The organism is Acidimicrobiales bacterium, assembly GCA_035630295.1.
Lineage (GTDB): Bacteria > Actinomycetota > Acidimicrobiia > Acidimicrobiales > Iamiaceae > Iamia.
Window position 1 is genome coordinate 1 of the sequence record DASQKY010000016.1, and the last position, 18,450, is coordinate 18,450.

16 protein-coding genes and 2 rRNA genes are annotated in these 18,450 nt (G+C 74.7%); 16 read left to right on the forward strand and 2 right to left on the reverse strand.

Annotation, left to right across the window (positions count from 1 at the left end):
* The 7 genes from VEW93_04030 to VEW93_04060 form a co-directional block, all read left to right on the forward strand.
* A 23S ribosomal RNA gene (locus VEW93_04030) occupies positions 1 to 673 on the forward strand; the annotation flags it as partial.
* Between the two features lie 79 nt (positions 674 to 752).
* A 5S ribosomal RNA gene (gene rrf / locus VEW93_04035) occupies positions 753 to 869 on the forward strand.
* Positions 870 to 1,762: 893 nt separating this feature from the next.
* Complete coding sequence (locus tag VEW93_04040; GenBank protein HYI60956.1) at positions 1,763 to 2,452, forward strand: tetratricopeptide repeat protein; 690 nt, start codon at positions 1,763 to 1,765, stop codon at positions 2,450 to 2,452.
* A gap of 72 nt (positions 2,453 to 2,524) precedes the next feature.
* Complete coding sequence (locus VEW93_04045; protein HYI60957.1) at positions 2,525 to 3,412, forward strand: fructose bisphosphate aldolase; 888 nt, start codon at positions 2,525 to 2,527, stop codon at positions 3,410 to 3,412.
* Complete coding sequence (locus VEW93_04050) at positions 3,413 to 4,426, forward strand: tryptophan--tRNA ligase (protein ID HYI60958.1); 1,014 nt, start codon at positions 3,413 to 3,415, stop codon at positions 4,424 to 4,426. It begins immediately after the preceding gene.
* Between the two features lie 484 nt (positions 4,427 to 4,910).
* A complete protein-coding gene (locus VEW93_04055; GenBank protein ID HYI60959.1) occupies positions 4,911 to 6,788 on the forward strand; it encodes a 2-oxoacid:acceptor oxidoreductase subunit alpha in 1,878 nt (625 codons plus the stop codon).
* A gap of 46 nt (positions 6,789 to 6,834) precedes the next feature.
* Positions 6,835 to 7,857, forward strand: coding sequence for a 2-oxoacid:ferredoxin oxidoreductase subunit beta (locus VEW93_04060; protein HYI60960.1), 1,023 nt, complete (start codon positions 6,835 to 6,837; stop codon positions 7,855 to 7,857).
* Between the two features lie 3 nt (positions 7,858 to 7,860).
* On the opposite strand, the gene galE is transcribed toward VEW93_04060, so the two are convergent.
* Positions 7,861 to 8,847, reverse strand: a complete 987-nt coding sequence (galE, locus tag VEW93_04065; protein HYI60961.1) for a UDP-glucose 4-epimerase GalE — start codon at positions 8,845 to 8,847, stop codon at positions 7,861 to 7,863.
* Entirely contained in the window at positions 8,844 to 9,305 is a 462-nt protein-coding gene (locus VEW93_04070) for a DUF1844 domain-containing protein (protein ID HYI60962.1), read from the reverse strand. The genes galE and VEW93_04070 overlap by 4 nt, the downstream gene beginning before the upstream one ends.
* On the opposite strand from VEW93_04070, the gene infC reads away from it, so the two are divergent.
* From infC to argJ, 9 genes are all read left to right on the forward strand, one after another.
* Positions 9,273 to 10,322 carry a translation initiation factor IF-3 gene (infC, locus tag VEW93_04075; protein HYI60963.1) on the forward strand — a complete coding sequence of 350 codons (1,050 nt, stop codon included), beginning with the start codon at positions 9,273 to 9,275 and terminating at the stop codon, positions 10,320 to 10,322. The two genes, VEW93_04070 and infC, sit on opposite strands and share 33 nt — an antisense overlap.
* 34 nt (positions 10,323 to 10,356) lie before the next feature.
* Complete coding sequence (gene rpmI, locus VEW93_04080; GenBank protein HYI60964.1) at positions 10,357 to 10,554, forward strand: 50S ribosomal protein L35; 198 nt, start codon at positions 10,357 to 10,359, stop codon at positions 10,552 to 10,554.
* Positions 10,555 to 10,604: 50 nt separating this feature from the next.
* Positions 10,605 to 10,967 carry a 50S ribosomal protein L20 gene (rplT, locus tag VEW93_04085; protein HYI60965.1) on the forward strand — a complete coding sequence of 121 codons (363 nt, stop codon included), beginning with the start codon at positions 10,605 to 10,607 and terminating at the stop codon, positions 10,965 to 10,967.
* A gap of 122 nt (positions 10,968 to 11,089) precedes the next feature.
* A complete protein-coding gene (locus tag VEW93_04090) occupies positions 11,090 to 11,881 on the forward strand; it encodes an RNA methyltransferase (protein HYI60966.1) in 792 nt (263 codons plus the stop codon).
* Complete coding sequence (locus VEW93_04095; protein ID HYI60967.1) at positions 11,878 to 12,639, forward strand: HAMP domain-containing sensor histidine kinase; 762 nt, start codon at positions 11,878 to 11,880, stop codon at positions 12,637 to 12,639. Before VEW93_04090 ends, VEW93_04095 begins: the two co-directional genes overlap by 4 nt.
* Positions 12,640 to 12,707: 68 nt before the next feature.
* Positions 12,708 to 13,718, forward strand: a complete 1,011-nt coding sequence (gene pheS, locus VEW93_04100) for a phenylalanine--tRNA ligase subunit alpha (GenBank protein HYI60968.1) — start codon at positions 12,708 to 12,710, stop codon at positions 13,716 to 13,718.
* On the forward strand, positions 13,718 to 16,126 hold the full coding sequence (gene pheT, locus VEW93_04105; GenBank protein ID HYI60969.1) for a phenylalanine--tRNA ligase subunit beta: 2,409 nt from the start codon (positions 13,718 to 13,720) through the stop codon (positions 16,124 to 16,126). Before pheS ends, pheT begins: the two co-directional genes overlap by 1 nt.
* 59 nt (positions 16,127 to 16,185) lie before the next feature.
* A complete protein-coding gene (argC, locus tag VEW93_04110) occupies positions 16,186 to 17,220 on the forward strand; it encodes an N-acetyl-gamma-glutamyl-phosphate reductase (GenBank protein ID HYI60970.1) in 1,035 nt (344 codons plus the stop codon).
* 28 nt (positions 17,221 to 17,248) lie between these two features.
* Positions 17,249 to 18,418, forward strand: coding sequence for a bifunctional glutamate N-acetyltransferase/amino-acid acetyltransferase ArgJ (argJ, locus tag VEW93_04115; GenBank protein HYI60971.1), 1,170 nt, complete (start codon positions 17,249 to 17,251; stop codon positions 18,416 to 18,418).
* Positions 18,419 to 18,450 lie beyond the last annotated feature (32 nt).

Genomic DNA, 18,450 nt, shown 5'->3' on the forward strand with positions numbered 1-18,450 from the left:
TGGCTGGTGGGGAGTTTGACTGGGGCGGTCGCCTCCTAAAGAGCAACGGAGGCGCCCAATGGTTCCCTCAGGCCGGATGGCAATCGGCCGGAGCGCGTAAAGGCAATAAGGGAGCTTGACTGTGAGGCCGACAAGCCGAACAGGGACGAAAGTCGGGCTTAGTGATCCCACGGTTCCGAGTGGAAGGGCCGTGGCTTAACGGATAAAAGCTACCCCGGGGATAACAGGCTGATCCTCCCCAAGAGTCCACATCGCCGGGAGGGTTTGGCACCTCGATGTCGGCTCGTCGCATCCTGGGGCCGGAGAAGGTCCCAAGGGTTGGGCTGTTCGCCCATTAAAGCGGTACGCGAGCTGGGTTTAGAACGTCGTGAGACAGTTCGGTCCCTATCCTCTGCAGCCGGAGGAAACTTGAGAAAAGCTGTCCCTAGTACGAGAGGACCGGGATGGACGTAGCTCTAGTGTGCCAGTTGTCCTGCCAAGGGCACGGCTGGTTAGCCACCTACGGACGAGATAAGCGCTGAAGGCATCTAAGTGCGAAGCTCTTTTCAAGATGAGGTTTCCCACTGGGTTAACCAGGTAAGGCCCGTGATAGACCACCACGTTGATAGGCCGGAGGTGTAAGCATGGCAACATGTTCAGCCGACCGGTACTAATCGGCCGAGGGCTTGGATTTACAAAGATGTTTGTGCTCGCTATGGAGTGTTCAAGGAGCAGCGGCCCCTCGGGGCCGCGCCTTTGTTGACAACACAGGTTTCGGTGGCGATGGCGAAGGGGTCACACCCGTTCCCATTCCGAACACGGAAGTTAAGCCCTTCTGCGCCGATGGTACTTGGGGAGAGATCCCCTGGGAGAGTAGGTCGCCGCCGGATTTCTCGAGAAGGCCCCCCGTTCGCGGGGGGCCTTCTTCGCGTCCCCTCGCCAGCGGGAGGCGGGCTGGGGTCGCTCCGGAGGCCACCGCTACGCTGCCCTGATGCCCTCCCCCGGACCCGACGATCGCCGACGACCGGGGGGCCGGCCAGACGACGACGAGGACGAGCGCCCGGGCCGGGGGCCCCGGGGGGGCGGGCCCGCCTCGGGCGCCGGTCGGCGTCCCGGAGGCCCTCCCCGGGGGCGCTCCGGTGGCCCTGGCTCCCGGGACCGGGGTGGGGATCGCCCCCCCGTGGATCGGCCCCAGTGGGGCGGTGTGGCCCGCCGGGGCGCCGGGCGCATGCACGACGACGTCCGGGGCGGTAGCGAGGCCCGTCGGGGCCCGGCCGGGCGCGGCCCGGCCCGAGGCGGTCCCGCCCGAGGGCGACCGGCCGGAAGCGGACCGGACCGGGGGCGCCCCGGCGAGGACCGCCCCCGCCGGCTCGACCAGTCCGGGCGGCCGGTCCGCCGGGCCGACGGGGGGCCGCGGGCCGGGCGACCCGGGGCTCCGAGCCGCCGGCCCCGCCCGGACGGTCGGCCCGACGGCCGACCCCTGTGGGAGCGCAAGCGTGACGACCAGGGCCGACCCGGCTCTCGCCGGGGCTCGGCCGACGACGCCCGGAGCACCCGGGGCGGTGCTGGGGGCCGGCCCGCGGGGAGGACGGACCGAGGCAGCAGCGGGCGTGACGACCGGCCCGGGCGGACCGGCGATGCGCCGGGGCGCGGGGACCGTGACCGGCGCCCGGACGCGGGCGGGGGGCGCCGGGACGCGGGTCGCCCGGACTCGGGTCGAGACGGCACGGGAGCCCGGCGCAACCCGCCGGAGCTGACGCCGCCGGCCCCGTACGAGCCCGAGGTGTGGGTGCGGGAGGACGAGCCGAAGCCCCGGCCCGGCCCCCGGAAGCGGGACCGGCCCGCGCCCATCGACACCGAGCTGGTGGAGGCCGAGCTGGTCCGGGCCCTGGGCCCGGCCAAGGGCAGCCGGGCCGCCCGCCGCGTGGCCGAGGGGGCCCGGGCCTTCGCCAACGAGCGGCTGGACGAGGCCCGCAAGGTCCTGAGCCCCATCGCCCGCGCCGCCCCCGGTGCCGCCTCGGTGCGGGAGCTGCTGGGCCTGACCCTCTACCAGCTGGGCCGGTGGCGCCCGGCGGCCAAGGAGCTGGAGGCCTTCGGCGAGCTCTCCGGCGCCGTCGACCAGCACCCGGTGCTGGCCGACTGCTACCGGGCCCTGGGCCGCCACCAGGACGCCGAGGCGCTGTGGGACGAGCTGCGGGAGGCGTCGCCGTCGGCCGAGCTGGTGGCCGAGGGCCGGATCGTGGCCGCCGGCTCCCTGGCCGACCGGGGCCGGCTGGCCGACGCCATCCGCCTGCTGGAGGCGGCCCCCCGGGGCCGCAAGCCCCGGGAGCACCACCTCCGCACCGCGTACGCCCTGGCCGACCTGCGGGAGCGGGCCGGCGACGTGAGCCGCTCCCGCGAGCTGTTCGCCTGGATCGTCGGGGTCGACCCCGACTTCGCCGACGCCGCGGACCGCCTCGACACGCTCCGGTAGCTGGTCGCGACCGGGGCTGGTCGGCCAAGATGAGGGGGCCGAGCAGCCCCGACGTGAGGACGACACCAGAGCATGAACCAGGAGCAGCTGGACAAGGTCAGGCACGGGAAGGGCTTCATCGCCGCCCTGGACCAGAGCGGGGGCAGCACGCCCAAGGCCCTGCGGCTCTACGGCGTGGACGAGGACGCCTACGGCAACGAGGCCGAGATGTTCGACCGCATCCACGAGATGCGCAGCCGGATCGTCACCAGCCCCAGCTTCACCGGTGACCGGGTGCTGGGGGCCATCCTGTTCGAGATGACCATGGACCGCGAGGTCGAGGGGCGGGGGACCGGCGACCACCTGTGGTCCGAGAAGCAGGTCGTCCCGTTCCTGAAGGTCGACAAGGGCCTGGCCGCCGACGCCGACGGGGCCCAGGTCATGAAGCCCATCGACGGGCTGGACGAGCTGCTGGGCCGGGCCGTCGAGAAGGGCATGTTCGGGACCAAGATGCGCTCGGTGGTCAAGGAGGCCGACCCCAAGGGCGTCGCGGCCGTCGTCGACCAGCAGTTCGAGGTCGGCCGGCGCATCGTGGCCGCCGGCCTGGTGCCCATCATCGAGCCCGAGATCGACATCCACAGCCCGTCCAAGGCCGAGGCCGAGGCCCTGCTCTCGGCGGCCATCGCCGAGCACCTCGACTCCTTGGGCCCTGACCAGCTGGTGATGCTGAAGCTGACCCTCCCGGAGGAGCCCGGCTTCTACCAGGACCTGGTCGACCACCCCCGGGTGGCCCGGGTGGTGGCCCTCTCCGGGGGCTACAGCCGCGACGAGGCCAACCGCCGCCTGGCCCTCAACCCGGGCGTGATCGCCAGCTTCTCGCGGGCCCTGACCGAGGGCCTCACCGCCCAGCAGAGCGACGCCGAGTTCGACGCCTCCCTCGACGCGGCCATCCAGGGCATCTACGACGCCTCCATCGCCTGAATGGCCGACCCAGCCCGCCCGGTGTCCCTGACCGGGATCAAGCCGACGGGTGAGCCCCACCTGGGCAACTACGTGGGGGCCATCGCCCCGGCCCTGGCCCGGACGAGCACGGCCGACACCGTCTACTTCATCGCCGACTACCACGCCCTGACCACCATCCGGGACCCGGCCGAGCTGCGGCGCTACACCCGGTCGGTGGCGGCCACCTGGCTGGCGGCCGGGCTCGACCCCGAGCGCACCACGTTCTACCGGCAGTCCGACGTCCCCCAGACCTTCGAGCTGGCCTGGGTCCTGTCCTGCGTCACCCCCAAGGGGCTCATGAACCGGGCCCACGCCTACAAGGCGGCCCGGGACCGCAACGAGGCGGCGGGGGAGCACCCCGACCACCACGTCAACATGGGCCTCTACAACTACCCGGTGCTGATGGCGGCCGACATCCTGCTCATGGGGGCCCACGTGGTGCCGGTGGGCAAGGACCAGGTCCAGCACGTCGAGTACGCGGCCGACATCGCCGGCAGCTTCAACGCCCTCTACGGCGCGGCCTGCACCCTGGTGGTGCCCGAGCCGGTGGTCCCCGGCGACGACGGCGGGCGCACCCTGCCCGGCCTCGACGGTCGCAAGATGAGCAAGAGCTACGGAAACACCATCCCCCTCTTCGCCCCGGCCGGGCGGCTGCGGAAGCTGGTGCGGGGCATAGTCACCGACAGCACGCCGGTGGACGCCCCCAAGGACCCCGACTCCTCGGCCCCGTTCCAGATCCTCGAGCAGTTCGCCCCGGCCGACGTGGTGGCCGCCACCCGGGCCCGCCTGGAGGCCGGCGGCATGGGGTGGGGCGACCTGAAGAACCAGCTGGCCGAGGTGCTGGAGGAGCAGCTGGCCCCGCTGCGGGCCCGCTACGACGAGCTGATGGCGCCCGGCAGCGAGCTGGACGACGTGCTGGCCGAGGGGGCGGCCCGGGCCCGGGCCCGGGCCGACGACCTGGTCGCTCGGGTGCGGGCCGCGGTCGGCATGTAGCGACCCGCCCGCCGACGACGACTCGCGGGCCCCGGCCGCCGTCGCGCAACTCCGGCAATGTTGCGTCGGTCACAGTGGCGGGTGGAGTCCGGGACCGGTGGGGCCCCGGAGATGCCGACCTCACGTCAAGGGGGCCTCCATGGCACGACGGACGAAGACGGGCCGATCACCGCGGGCCGGGCGAGGCCCTGCCACCCCGGACGTCGTCACCCGAGCCTGATCGTCGACCTCGGCGCGCCCCTGCCGCCCTGCTGGGTGGGGGCACGCCGTCCGAGCTCGCACCGCCCGTCTTCCTGCTGGCGGCGGAGGGAGCTCAGGCGCCCGGCCGCCCGCACCCCGGTGCGGGCGGCCAGCGTCGTCCTCGGCCCGGGTGAGGCGCGGCGGCGCTCCGGCGGCCGCCGAATCAGGTGACATGCGTCGCAACCCACGCCACCCCGGGTACCGTGAGCGGCGCAGTCGATGACGACGCACAGGGGGCCCTCCCGTGACCGTGACCGAACCCACCGGTGCCGAACCGGTCGAGCTCGACCGGGTCATCATCCGGGTGGCGGGCGACTCGGGCGACGGCATGCAGCTCACCGGGGACCGCTTCACCAGCGCCAGCGCCCTGTTCGGCAACGATCTGGCCACCCTGCCCGACTTCCCGGCCGAGATCCGGGCCCCGGGCGGCACCCTGGCCGGGGTCAGCGCCTTCCAGGTCCAGATCTCCGACCACGAGATCACCACCCCCGGCGACGCCCCCGACGTGCTGGTGGCCATGAACCCCGCCGCCCTCCGCAAGGAGCTGGCCCGCCTGGCCGCCGGCGGCACCCTCATCGTCAACACCGACGCCTTCGACGAGCGGAACCTGACCAAGGCCGGCTACCGCACCAACCCCCTGGAGGACGGCAGCCTGGAGGGCTACACCCTCTACGAGGTGCCCATGACCTCCCTCACCAAGGAGGCGGTCCAGCCCCTGGGGGTGAAGCCCCGCGACGCCGAGCGGTCCAAGAACTTCTTCGCCCTGGGGCTGCTGTCGTGGATGTACACCCGGCCCCTGGAGCCCACCGTCGACTGGTTGGGGACCAAGTTCGGCGCCTCGCCCACCGTCCGCGACGCCAACCTGGTCGCCCTGCGGGCCGGGCACGCCTTCGGCGAGACGGCCGAGCTGTTCGACCAGCCCTACCGGGTCAAGCCGGCCCGCCTGGCCCCCGGGACCTACACCAACATCACCGGCAACACCGCCCTGGCCTGGGGCCTGATCGCCGCCGGGCAGCTGGCCGGCCTGCCCGTGTTCCTGGGCAGCTACCCCATCACCCCCGCCTCGGACATCCTCCACGAGCTGAGCCGGCACAAGGAGTTCGGGATCCGCACCCTCCAGGCCGAGGACGAGATCGCCGGCATCGGCGCCGCCATCGGGGCCGCCTTCGGGGGCCACCTGGGGGTGACCACCACCAGCGGGCCGGGCCTGGCCCTCAAGGCCGAGGCCCTGGGCCTGGCCGTCAGCCTGGAGCTGCCCCTGCTGGTCATCGACATCCAGCGGGGCGGCCCCTCCACCGGGCTGCCGACCAAGACCGAGGCCTCGGACCTGCTCCAGGCCATGTACGGCCGCCACGGCGAGTCGCCGGTGCCGGTGGTGGCGGCCCGCAGCCCGTCGCACTGCTTCGCGGTGGCCATCGAGGCGGCCCGCATCGCCCTGCGCTACCGGACGCCGGTGATCCTGCTCTCCGACGGCTACCTGGCCAACGGGTCGGAGCCGTGGCGGCTGCCGGAGGTGGCCGACCTGCCCGACATCTCGGTCCCCTTCGCCACCGAGCCCAACCACACCGGCCCCGAGGGCGAGGCCCTGTTCTGGCCCTACCAGCGCGACCCGGCCACCCTGGCCCGGCCCTGGGCCGTGCCCGGCACGCCGGGCCTGGAGCACCGCATCGGCGGCCTGGAGAAGGAGGACGGCTCGGGCAACATCAGCTACGAGCCGGCCAACCACGAGCACATGGTCGAGCTGCGGGCCCGCCGGGTGGCCGGCATCGCCCAGGACATCGGGCCCGTCACCCTGACCGGCGACACCGACGGCGCCGACATCCTGGTCCTGGGGTGGGGCTCCACGTGGGGCGCCATCGACGGCGGGGTGAACCGGTGCCGGGCCCGGGGCCTGCGGGTGGCCCACGGCCACCTCACCCACCTCAACCCCTTCCCGCCCGACCTCGGGCCCCTCCTGGCCCGGCACCCCCGGGTGCTGGTGCCGGAGATGAACCTGGGCCAGCTCTCCCGCCTGGTGCGGGCCGAGTACCTGGTCGACGCCCACTCCGTCACCAAGGTCCGGGGCGTGCCCTTCACCGCGGCCGAGATCGAGACCGCCATCGCCAAGGAGCTGGGGGCGTGAGCCCGGCCCGGCCCCGCCCGCCCCTCGCCACCGCCGGGAGCCACCGATGACCGACACCCTCGTGCCCGAGCCCACCACCACGGCCAAGGACTGGTCGAGCGACCAGGAGCCCCGCTGGTGCCCCGGGTGCGGCGACTACTCCATCCTCAAGGCGGTGCAGACGCTCATGCCCAGCCTGGGCGTGGCCCGGGAGGACACCGTGTTCCTGTCCGGCATCGGCTGCGCGGCCCGGTTCCCGTACTACATGGACACCTACGGGATGCACACCATCCACGGCCGGGCCCCGGCCATCGCCACCGGCCTGGCCATGGCCCGCCCCGACCTCGACGTGTGGGTCGTCACCGGCGACGGCGACGCCCTGTCCATCGGCGGCAACCACCTCATCCACGCCCTGCGCCGCAACGTCGACATCACCATCCTGCTGTTCAACAACCAGATCTACGGGCTGACCAAGGGCCAGTACTCGCCCACCAGCGAGCGGGGCAAGGTCACCAAGTCGACCCCCTTCGGCAGCCTCGACCAACCCTTCAACCCGGTCAGCCTGGCCCTGGGGGCCGAGGCCACGTTCGTGGCCCGCACCCACGACATGGACCGGGCCCACATGATGGAGACCATCCGCCGGGCCCATGACCACCGGGGGGCGGCGCTGGTCGAGGTGTACCAGAACTGCAACGTCTTCAACGACGGCGCCTTCGGGGCCATCACGTCACGGGGCAACCGCGAGTCGATGCTCATCCCCCTGCGCCACGGCGAGCCCATCCGCTTCGGGGCCGAGGGGGAGCGGGGCGTGGTCCTCGACGGCCGGGACGGCCCCCGCGTCGTCGACGTGGCCGAGGCCGGCCCCGAGGCCCTGCTGGTCCACGACGAGGCCCGCCCCGACCCGGCCCTGGCCTTCATGCTCAGCCGCCTGGCCACCGGGCCCCACGAGCCCACCCCCATCGGCGTGTTCCGGGCCGTGGAACAGCCCGACTACGGGGCCGAGACCGACCGCCAGCTGGCCGCGGCCCAAGCTGGCAACACCGCCGAGCTGGAGGCGCTGCTCCACTCCCGCCCCACCTGGGAGGCCTGAGGCTCAGGCCGTGTCGTAGCCGTCGGGGTGGGACGAGTGCCAGGCCCAGGCCGAGGTGAGGATGGTGCGCAGGTCGCGATCGGGGCGCCAGCCCAGCAGGTCCAGGGCCCGGCGGTTGTCGCCGTAGATCTCGGCCGCGTCGCCGGGGCGGCGGGGGGCGTCGGCCGAGGGGATGTCGACCCCGCTCACCTCCCGGGCCATGTCCAGCACCTCGCGCACGGTCGAGCCCACCCCCGTGCCCAGGTTGACGTGCGTGGTCTCGCCGCCGGCCTCCAGGTGGTCGAGGGCCCGCACGTGGGCGTCGGCCAGGTCCTCGACGTGGACGTAGTCGCGGACGCCGGTGCCGTCGCGGGTGGGGTAGTCGGTGCCGAACACGGTGACCTGCGGGATGCGGCCCAGGGCCGCCTTCATCACCAGCGGGACCAGGTTCAAGGTGACGGTCCAGTCCTCGCCGATGCGGCCGTCGGCCGAGGCGCCGGCGGCGTTGAAGTAGCGCAGGCTCACCGAGCGCATCCCGTGGAGCTCGGAGTACCAGCGGAGCATCTGCTCGACCATCCGCTTGCTCTCGGCGTACGGGTTCTCCGGCGCCAGGGGGTGGTCCTCGGCCACCGGCAGCCCCTGGGGGGTGCCGTACACCGCGCAGGTGGAGGAGAACACCACCCGGTCCACCCCCACGGCCCGGGCCGCGTCGAACAGCGCGTTGGCCTTGCCCACGTTGTTGGCGAAGTACCGGCCGGGCTGCTCCATGGACTCGCCGGCCGCCTTGTAGGCCGCGAAGTGGATGATGGCCTCCACGCCGTGCTCCTCGACGGTGGCCCGCACCAGGTCGGCATCGGCGATGTCGCCCACCACCAGCGGGGCGCCCAGGGTGGCCTCGGGCCGACCCCCCTCCAGGGAGTCGAGGACCACCACGTCGCGGCCCCGCTCCCGCAGCAGGCGGGCGGTGTGGGCCCCGATGTAGCCGGCGCCGCCGGTGACGAGGACGGTCATCCCTCGGGAGCGGGCTCGTCGCCCCCCGCGGCCCGGCGGCCGAGCTCCACGAAGGCCATCTGCAGCTGGGTCAGGGCCTGGCGCAGGGTGGCCTCGTGCTCGCCCAGGCGGCCCTCCAGGGCGCCGACCAGGGCGGCCAGCCCGTCGACGGCCAGCGCGGCCTGGTCCAGGTTGGGCGGCTGCTGGGACAGGTGGATGGCACCCAGCTCGTAGAGGCCCATGGCGTGGTTGGACACCACCACGGCGGCCGGCGTGCGGGCCAGCTCGTCCCGGGCCCGGGCCATCTCGGCGATCATCTGCTCGGCTTGGGCCCGTTCCTCGGGGGACATGGCGGCCAGGGCCGCCTCGGTCTCCGGGTCGAGCTCCGGCCCTTCCGGGGGGGCCGCGCCGGCGGGGTCGGGCTCGGTCCGGGAGCGGGGCACCTCGTGCTCGCCACCGGGGGTCCACAGGCTGCTCATGGGCACTCTCTCAGTCGTCGTCGGGGGGCGTGCGGGGGCGCTCGGTTGCGGTCGCAGGCGGAACGCCCGTACCCTAGGCGCCACATCCGAACACGGAAGCGGGGCCTCGGCTCCCACCCGGCCACCAGCGGTGCGCCGGGTCGATCGACGCAAGGTCCTCAGGGGCCGTTCGCGGACGTCGGCTTCCCGGCGTCCGCATCGTTCTTTTTGCGGCTTCGGATCATCCCATCCCCGCACCGGAGGAAGCACCCACCGCATGAAGGAAGACCGGCCATAGCTGCGCCGCCGCACAACGACGAGCCTCGCATCAACGACCGCATCCGGGCCCGTGAGGTCCGCCTGGTCGGAGCCGACGGGTCCCAGATCGGGATCCGACCGCTGCCCGAGGCCCTCGCCATAGCCCGTGAACTGGATCTCGACCTCGTGGAGGTGGCCGACAAGGCCAACCCGCCGGTCTGCCGGATCATGGACTACGGCAAGTACAAGTACGAGGCGGCCCAGAAGGCCAAGGAGTCCCGCCGCAAGAGCACCAACGTCGTCATCAAGGAGATGAAGTACCGGCCCAAGATCGGGTCCGGCGACTTCGACACCAAGACCAAGAAGGTCGAGCGGTTCCTCGCCGAGGGCCACAAGGTGAAGGTGACGATCATGTTCCGGGGGCGCGAGATGGCGCACCCGGAGCTGGGCAAGAAGATCCTCGACCACGTCGCCGACGAGGTCGTCCACCTGGCCCGGGTGGAGGTGGTGCCCAAGCTGGACGGCCGCAACATGATCATGGTCCTGGCGCCCGACAAGCGGGCCCAGGCCGCCCACGCCGCCAAGCTCAAGGAGGAGGCCGAGGCCGCCGCCGTCGACGGCACCGCCCCGGTCGCCGCCGCCCCGGCTCCCGACGCCCCCGCCCCACCCCTGGCCCCTTCCGCCCCCCTTCCCACCGACGCCCCCGAGGCAGCCGACCCCGACGACGCCCCGGCCCCGGCCCCCGCCGCCCCGGCCGACAGCGACGCCGCCGCCTCGTAGCCCCTTCTCCACCGCTCCCACCGAGGACACGACAATGCCCAAGATGAAGACCCACCGCGGCGCGGCCAAGCGCTTCAAGACCACCGGCTCCGGCCGGCTCCGGCGCCAGCAGGCCAACAAGCGGCACATCCTGGAGAAGAAGCCCTCCACCCGGACGCGTCGCCTCTCGGCCGACGTCGACGTGGCCCCCGGCGACGCCCCCCGCATCGAGCGCCTGCTCGGGCGCCGGTAGCACCCGCCCGGCCCCCGCCCCGACCGACCTGACGAGAAGAGGAACGAACCATGGCCCGCGTCAAGCGATCCGTGAGCAGCAAGAAGCACCGCAAGGCCACCCTCGAGCGCGCCAAGGGCTACTACGGCAACAAGAGCCGCTCGTACCGCGCCGCCAACGAGCAGGTGATGCACTCCCTCCAGTACGCCTACCGGGACCGCCGGGCCCGCAAGGGCGAGTTCCGCAAGCTCTGGATCCAGCGCATCAACGCCGCCTGCCGCGAGAACGGCATGTCCTACAGCCGCTTCATCAGCGGGCTGCGCATCGCCCAGGTCGACGTGGACCGCAAGGTGCTGGCCGAGCTGGCGGTGGCCGACCCGCAGGCCTTCGCCGCCCTGGTGAAGGTGGCCGCCGAGGCCCAGCCCGCGGCCTGAGCGGCCCGACCCGGCGGCTTCCCGTGCGCCGCCCCACCCCTCCGACGGATCCGCCCACGCCCCCCGGGCCGGGCGGATCCGCCGCGTCTCCGCCGTCCCTCTCGCCCCGCAACCCCCGGGTGGTGGAGCTGGGCCGCCTGGCCCGCGACAACCGGGCCCGGGCCGAGGCCGGGCGCTTCGTGCTGGACGGGCCCGTGCTGCTGGCCGAGGCCCTGGCCGCCGGGGTGGTGGTGGAGGCCGCCTATGTCGACCCCGACGCCCTGGACCGGCCCGAGGTGGCCGCCGCCCTGGCCGCGGCCGAGGCGGCCGCCGTGCCCTGCTGGGCCGTCGCCGGCGGCCTGCGCGGCCACGTCGAGGTGACCACCCCCCACGGGCTGGCCGCGGTGGCCCGCATCCCCGGCGCCGCCCCCGCGGGGGAGGGCGGGGGGCCCGTTCTCCACATCGTCCTGGTGGGGGTGGCCGACCCCGGCAACGCCGGCACCCTCCTCCGCACCGCCGAGGCGGTGGGGGCCACGTCCGTGGTCCTCACCGACGGCTCGGTCGACCCCTGGTCGCCCAAGGTGGTCCGGGCCTCGGCCGGCTCGGTGCTGCGCGTCCCGATCCGACGGGGCCCGGCCGCCGCCGTGCTGGCCGAGCTGGCCGCCGCCGGCGTCCGGACCGTCGGGACCCGGGCCCGGGACGGCGCCCCGCCCGACCGGGTGGACCTGGCCGGCCCGGTGGCCCTGGTGCTGGGCAGCGAGGCCCACGGCCTGCCCGACGAGGTGGCCGCCGCCGTCGACGCGTGGGCCTCCTTGCCCATGCGGGGCCGGGTGGAGTCCCTGAACGTGGCCGTGGCCGGCTCGGTGCTGGCCTTCGAGGTGGTCCGGCAACGATCCCGCACCGGCGCCGGGCGGGCCGCCACCATGGACCCGTGACCGCTCCCCAGCCCCCGGCCCCGCCACCGGACGGCGGGGCGGCCGGGCCGCCACCGGCCGGTGAGGAGCCGGTCGACGCCATCGAGCTCATCGCCACCGTGAGCCACGAGCTGCGCAGCCCGCTCACCTCCATCAAGGGCTTCACCAGCCTGCTCCTGTCCCGGTGGGACGGCATCGCCGACGACCGCAAGCAGGAGATGCTCGAGCAGGTCCGCCACGACGCCGACCGGGTCACCCGCATGCTCACCGAGCTCCTGGACATCTCCCGCCTGGAGAAGGGCCGGCTCCACCTCCGCACCCGCATCGTGGACCTGCCGGCCCTGGCCCGCTCGGTGGTCGACAAGGTGGCCCTGGAGGAGGAGGCGCTGGAGGTGGAGCTCTCGTTCCCCGACGACCTCCCCGAGGTGCTGGCCGACGCCGACAAGGTGGAGCAGGTGCTCACCAACCTGGTCGAGAACGCGGCCAAGTACGCCAGCCCCGAGGGCCTGCGCATCGAGGGCGCGGTGGCGGCCGGCGGTGCGGTGGTGGCCGTCGCCGTCCACGACCGGGGACCGGGCATCCCGCCCGAGGACCTGCCCCGGGTCTTCGAGCGGTTCTTCCGCCGCGAGGTGGGCCGGCCCACCGGCACCGGCCTGGGCCTGTGGATCAGCCGGGGCCTGGTCGAGGCCCACGGCGGCACCCTCACCGCGGCGTCGGTGGCCGGCCAGGGCAGCACCTTCACCTTCACGCTGCCGGTCGGCGCCCCACCCGGCCCGTAGGGGCCGCGCCCGCCGCCGGGCCGAACCGACTTGTCGGGGGCGGGCGAGCCTTGGCAGGGTGAGCCGCCATGGGCGCGTCCGTGATCGACGACATCACCGAGATCGGCGCGGCCGCCGAGCGGGCCCTGCGCCAGGCCCCCGACCTCGACACGCTCCGGGCCCGGGTGGCCGAGCTGACCGGCAAGCAGTCGGCCCTGGCCGCGGCCAAGCGCGCTCTCGGGGGCCTGGAGCCCGACCAGCGGCGGGAGGCCGGCCTGGCCCTCAACCGGGTCAACGGCGAGGTGGGCCGGGCCGCGGCCGAGCGCCGGGCCGAGCTGGAGGCCGAGGCCCGGGCCGCCCGCCTGGCGGCCGAGCGGCTCGACCTCACCGAGGTGCGCCCCGAGGGGGGACCGGGCCACCTGCACCTGGTCACCCAGACCATGGAGGAGCTGGAGGACATCTTCGTGGGCATGGGCTTCGCCGTGGCCGAGGGCCCGGAGGTGGAGGACGACTGGCACAACTTCACCGGCCTCAACCTGCCGCCCTACCACCCGGCCCGGGACATGCAGGACACGTTCTTCGTCGAGGCCGGGGAGCCGGGCGACGTGGTGCTCCGCACCCACACCTCGCCGGTGCAGCTCCGGGTGATGGAGCAGCAGGAGCCGCCCATCTACGTGGTCGCCCCCGGCCGGGTGCACCGCAACGAGGCCCGTGACGCCACCCACCTGGCCACCTTCCACCAGATCGAGGCCCTGGTGGTCGACCGGGGCATCACCTTCGGCCACCTGGCCGGCACCATCGAGGCCTTCACCCGGGCCTACTTCGGGGCCGGCTACACCTCCCGCCTGCGGCCGTCGTACTTCCCGTTCACCGAGCCGTCGGGCGAGTTCGACGTGCAGCGCCCCGACGGGAGCTGGCTGGAGCTGGGCGGCTGCGGCATGGTCCACCCCAACGTGCTCCGCAACGGCGGCATCGACCCCGAGACCTTCACCGGCTTCGCCTTCGGCTTCGGCGTCGACCGCCTGGCCCTCATGCGCCACGGCGTCCCCGACCTGCGCGAGATCCTCTCGGTCGACGTGCGCTTCCTGGAGCAGTTCTGATGAAGGTCCTGCTGTCCTGGCTCCAGGAGATGGCCCCCTTCGACCACGCCCCCGAGGTCATCGGCCAGGCCTTCAACGACCTGGGCACCCCGGTCGAGGAGGTCACCCGGCTGGGGGAGGGCCTCGACGGCGTGGTGGTGGCCCGCATCCTGGCCCTCCGGTCCCACCCCAAGGCCGACCGCATCCAGCTGGTGGACGTCGACACCGGCGACGGCGAGGCCCTGCAGATCTGCTGCGGCGCCTTCAACATGGCCGAGGGCGACCTGGTGCCCCTGGCCACCCTGGGCACCACCATGCCCGACGGCATGGAGATCGCCCGGCGCAAGATGCGGGGCGAGTGGTCCAACGGCATGCTCTGCTCGTCGGCCGAGCTGGGCCTGGGGGCCGACGAGGGCGGCATCCGCATCCTGGCCCCCGGACCGGTGCCGGGCACCCCCATCGTGGAGGCCCTGGGCCTGGCTCCGGACGTGCTGTGGGACCTGGAGGTCAACGCCAACCGGCCCGACGCCCTGTGCGTGGCCGGCCTGGCCCGCGACCTGGCCGCCCACCTGGGCGTGCCCTTCTCGTTGCCCGACCGGGCGCCGGCCACCGGGGGCGCCCCGGCCCCGGGGGCGCTGGAGGTGGAGGTCCTGGCCCCCGACCTGTGCGGCCGGTTCACGGCCTGGGTGTTGCGGGGCCTCGACCCCACCGCCACCTCGCCGGAGTGGATGCAGCGGCGCCTCACCCACCTGGGCATGCGGCCCATCAGCGCCCTGGTCGACATCTCCAACTACGTGATGCTGGAGCTGGGCCAGCCCAACCACCCCTACGACCTGGCCGCCGTCCCCGGGGCCGGGTTCCGCGTCCGGCGGGCCCGGCCCGACGAGGTCGTCACCACCCTCGACGACGTGGAGCGCACCTGCACGGGGGACGACCTCCTCATCTGCGGCGGCGACGACGTGCCGCTGGGCATCGCCGGCGTGATGGGCGGCGCCTCGGCCGAGATCGCGGCCACCACCACCGACGTGGCCCTGGAGATGGCCTGGTTCCTGCCCCGCTCGGTGGGGCGCACGGCCCGGCGCCTGGGCCTGCGGACCGAGGCCGCGGCCCGCTTCGAGCGCGGCTGCGACCCCGAGGTGATCCCCGCCGCCGCCGCCCGCTTCGCGGCCCTGGCCGCCGAGATCTGCGGCACCACGCTGGCCCCCGGGGTGGTCGATGAGCGGGGGGACCTGCCCGACCGGGCCCCCGTCCGGGTGCGCCCGGCCCGGGTCAACCAGGTGCTGGGCACCGACCTCGACGGGGCCACCATCGGCGGCCTCCTCGACCCCATCGGCTACGTGGCGACGCCGGCGGCCGACAGCCCGGGCGACCTGGACGTGGCCGTCCCCTCGTGGCGCTACGACTCCGAGAGCGAGATCGACGTCGTCGAGGAGGTGGCCCGGCACCACGGCTACGCCCGCATCCCCCGGCGCGAGCTGGCCACCGCGGTGCCCGGCCGGCTGACCCCGGTGCAGCGCTGCCGGCGCGAGGTGCGGCGCCTGTGCACCGGGCTGGGCCTGGCCGAGGTCATGCCCCTGCCGTTCCTGGCCCCCGACCAGCTGGCGGCGTGCGGCTTCCCGGCCGAGGGCATCCGGCTGCACAACTCGCTGGTGGCCGAGGAGTCGGTCCTGCGCACCACCCTCCTGCCCGGCCTGGTGCGGGCCGTGGCCACCAACGCGGCCCGTCGCAGCGAGGGTGTCCGCCTGTTCGAGATCGGCCACGTGTTCCTGCCCGCCGGGGAGCGGGGCGCCGGCGAGGGGGCGGGGCCGGGGCGCCCCGACCTGCTGCCCGACGAGCGGGAGCACCTGGCCCTGGCCCTGGCCGGGGCCGAGGCGCCCGTGGCGGTGCGGGCCTGGCTGGGGTTGGCCGCCCGCCTGGGCCTGGCCGGCGCCGAGGTGGCCAACGGGGCCCGCCCGGGCCTGCACCCGTCGCGCTCCGGCGTGGCCCTGGTGGCCGGCGCCGAGGTGGGCTCGGTGGGCGAGGTCGATCCCGACGTCCTGGCCGCCCACGGCATCGGCCAGCGGGTGGCGTGGCTGGAGGTCGACCTGGGCCGGCTGCTCCGGCTGGCCACCGAGGGCGGGGGAGGGGCGGCCTACCGCCCGGCGTCCCGGTTCCCCTCCAGCGACGTGGACCTGGCCTTCGAGGTGGCCGACGCGGTCTCGGCCAACGCGGTGGAGCGCACCCTGGCCGGGGCCTCGCCCCTGGTCTGGTCGGTGGGCCTGTTCGACACCTACCGGGGGGCGGGGGTGGCCGAGGGCCACCGGTCCCTGGCCTACCGGGTCCGCTTCGACGCCCCCGACCGGACCCTCACCGACACCGAGGTGGCCGAGGCCCGGGCCGCCCTGGTGGCCGCCGTCACCGAGGCCCACGGCGCCACCCTCCGGGGCTGACCACCCCGGGTCGAAGGACAGGTTGCATAGTGATGCGCCCATTCGCATAGACTGTGCCCATGGCCAAGGTGGGCATCGTCGGAGCGTCCGGGTACACGGGGGCGGAGCTGCTCCGCCTGCTGGCCGGGCACCCCGAGCTCGACGTGGTCCTGGCCACCGGCGACACCCAGGCCGGCCAGCCCGTGGCCGGGCTGTACCCCAGCCTGGTCAGCGCCTACGGCGACCGCACCTTCGACCGGTGGGAGCCGGCGGCGGCCGACGGGCTGGACCTGGTGTTCTGCGGCCTGCCCCACGGGGCCAGCCAGGCCGTGGTGCCCGAGCTGCGGTCCCGGGTCGGGGCCGTGGTCGACCTGGCCGCCGACTTCCGCCTGGCCGACGCCGCCCTGTACCCCGAGTGGTACGGCGAGGCCCACGCCGTGCCCGAGCTGCTGGCCGAGGCCGCCTACGGCCTCCCCGAGCTGTTCCGGGACGAGGTGGCGGCCGCCACCCTGGTGGCCGGGCCCGGGTGCTACCCCACGGCCGCGGCCCTGGCCCTGGCCCCGCTGCTGCGGGCCGGCCTGGTCGAGCCCACCGGCATCGTGGTCGACGCGGTGAGCGGCGTATCGGGGGCGGGCCGGTCGCTCAAGCCGGCCACCGCCTTCTGCACCGCCGATGGCGACGTCACCGCCTACGGGGACTGGCGCCACCGCCACACCCCCGAGATCGAGCAGACCCTCACCCGGGCTGCCGGGGCCCCGGCCCAGGTGGTGTTCACCCCCCACCTGGTCCCCATGAGCAGGGGCATGCTGGCCACCTGCTACTCCCGCCCCCGGCCCGGCACCACCGCGGCCGACGTGCGGGCCGCCCTGGGCGACGCCTACGACGGCGAGCCGTTCGTGGCCGTGGTCCCGGGCTCGCCGTCCACCAAGGCCACCCACGGCTCCAACGCGGCCCACGTGTCGGCCGTCCTCGACGAGCGCACCGGCTGGGTGGTGTCCCTGTGCGCCCTGGACAACCTGGGCAAGGGGGCCTCCGGCGCCGCCGTCCAGTGCGCCAACCTGGTCCTGGGCCTGCCCGAGGCCCTGGGCCTCTCGGCCATCGGCTCCTACCCGTGAGCGGCCCCGGCGGCACAGGGGCGGCCCGATGAGCGTCGTGGCCGCCCGGGGGTTCGTGGCCCACGGGGTGGCGTCCGGCATCAAGGCCTCGGGCCACGCCGACCTGGCCCTGGTGGCCACGGCCGACGGGCGCCCCGTCCCCGCCGCCGGGGTCTTCACCTCCAACCTCATGACCGCGGCCCCGGTCCAGGTGTCGCAGGGCCACCTGGCCTCGGCCGGGGGCCGGGCCGCGGCGGTGGTCCTCAACAGCGGGAACGCCAACGCCGGCACCGGCGGGCCGGGGCGGGCCGACGCCGAGCGGACCTGCGCCGCGGTGGCCGCCGAGCTGGGCTGCGCCGAGGACGAGGTCCTGGTCTGCTCCACCGGGCTCATCGGCATCCCCCTGCCCGTCGAGCCGCTGCTGGCCGGGGTGACCGACCTGGTGGCCGGCCTCACCGACGACGAGGAGGGCGGGGCGGCGGCGGCCGACGCCCTGCTCACCACCGACACCCGGCGCAAGGAGGCGGTGGCCACGGCGGGGGCGGCCGTGGTCGGGGGCATGGCCAAGGGGGCGGCCATGCTGGCCCCGGCCATGGCCACCATGCTGGCCGTGCTCACCACCGACGCCGAGGCCGACGGGCCGACGCTGCGGCGGGTGCTGGCCGCCGGGGTGGAGGGCAGCTTCAACGCCCTGCTCACCGACGGCTGCACCTCCACCAACGACACAGTGCTCCTGCTGGCCTCGGGCGAGGCCGGGCCGGTGGACGAGGCCGACCTGGCCGCCGCGGTGGCCTCGGTGTGCGGCTCGCTGGCCGAGCAGATGGCCGACGACGCCGAGGGCGCCACCAAGGTGGTCCGGCTGACCGTGACCGGTGCCGCCTCCGACGCCGAGGCCCGGGCCGGCGCCCGGCAGATCGCCCGCAGCGTGCTGTGCCGGTGCTCGTGGTACGGGCGCGACCCGTACTGGGGCCGCCTGGCCAGCGAGCTGGGTTCGGCCGGCATCACCTTCGAGCAGGAGCGGGTGGCGGTGGCCTACGGCGGGGTGACCGTGGCCGCCGGCGGGGTGTCGGTGGCCCACGACGCCGAGGCGGTGGCGGCCCACATGGACCAGCGGTACCTGCACATCGCCTGCGACCTGGGCCTGGGGGCGGGCACGGCCACCGTCCTGACCAACGACCTGAGCCACGCCTACGTCGACGAGAACATGGGCACCAGCTGACCCAGGCCCCGCCGGCCCGGGCGCCGGCCGGG

Excerpts from the sequence above, each read along its gene's own strand:
- VEW93_04045 (HYI60957.1), top strand. The coding sequence starts at position 2,525 with ATGAACCAGGAGCAGCTGGACAAGGTCAGGCACGGGAAGGGCTTCATC.
- VEW93_04050 (HYI60958.1), top strand. The coding sequence starts at position 3,413 with ATGGCCGACCCAGCCCGCCCGGTGTCCCTGACCGGGATCAAGCCGACG.
- VEW93_04060 (HYI60960.1), top strand. The coding sequence starts at position 6,835 with ATGACCGACACCCTCGTGCCCGAGCCCACCACCACGGCCAAGGACTGG.
- galE (HYI60961.1), bottom strand. The coding sequence starts at position 8,847 with ATGACCGTCCTCGTCACCGGCGGCGCCGGCTACATCGGGGCCCACACC.
- VEW93_04070 (HYI60962.1), bottom strand. The coding sequence starts at position 9,305 with ATGAGCAGCCTGTGGACCCCCGGTGGCGAGCACGAGGTGCCCCGCTCC.
- rpmI (HYI60964.1), top strand. The coding sequence starts at position 10,357 with ATGCCCAAGATGAAGACCCACCGCGGCGCGGCCAAGCGCTTCAAGACC.
- rplT (HYI60965.1), top strand. The coding sequence starts at position 10,605 with ATGGCCCGCGTCAAGCGATCCGTGAGCAGCAAGAAGCACCGCAAGGCC.
- pheS (HYI60968.1), top strand. The coding sequence starts at position 12,708 with ATGGGCGCGTCCGTGATCGACGACATCACCGAGATCGGCGCGGCCGCC.
- pheT (HYI60969.1), top strand. The coding sequence starts at position 13,718 with ATGAAGGTCCTGCTGTCCTGGCTCCAGGAGATGGCCCCCTTCGACCAC.
- argC (HYI60970.1), top strand. The coding sequence starts at position 16,186 with ATGGCCAAGGTGGGCATCGTCGGAGCGTCCGGGTACACGGGGGCGGAG.
- argJ (HYI60971.1), top strand. The coding sequence starts at position 17,249 with ATGAGCGTCGTGGCCGCCCGGGGGTTCGTGGCCCACGGGGTGGCGTCC.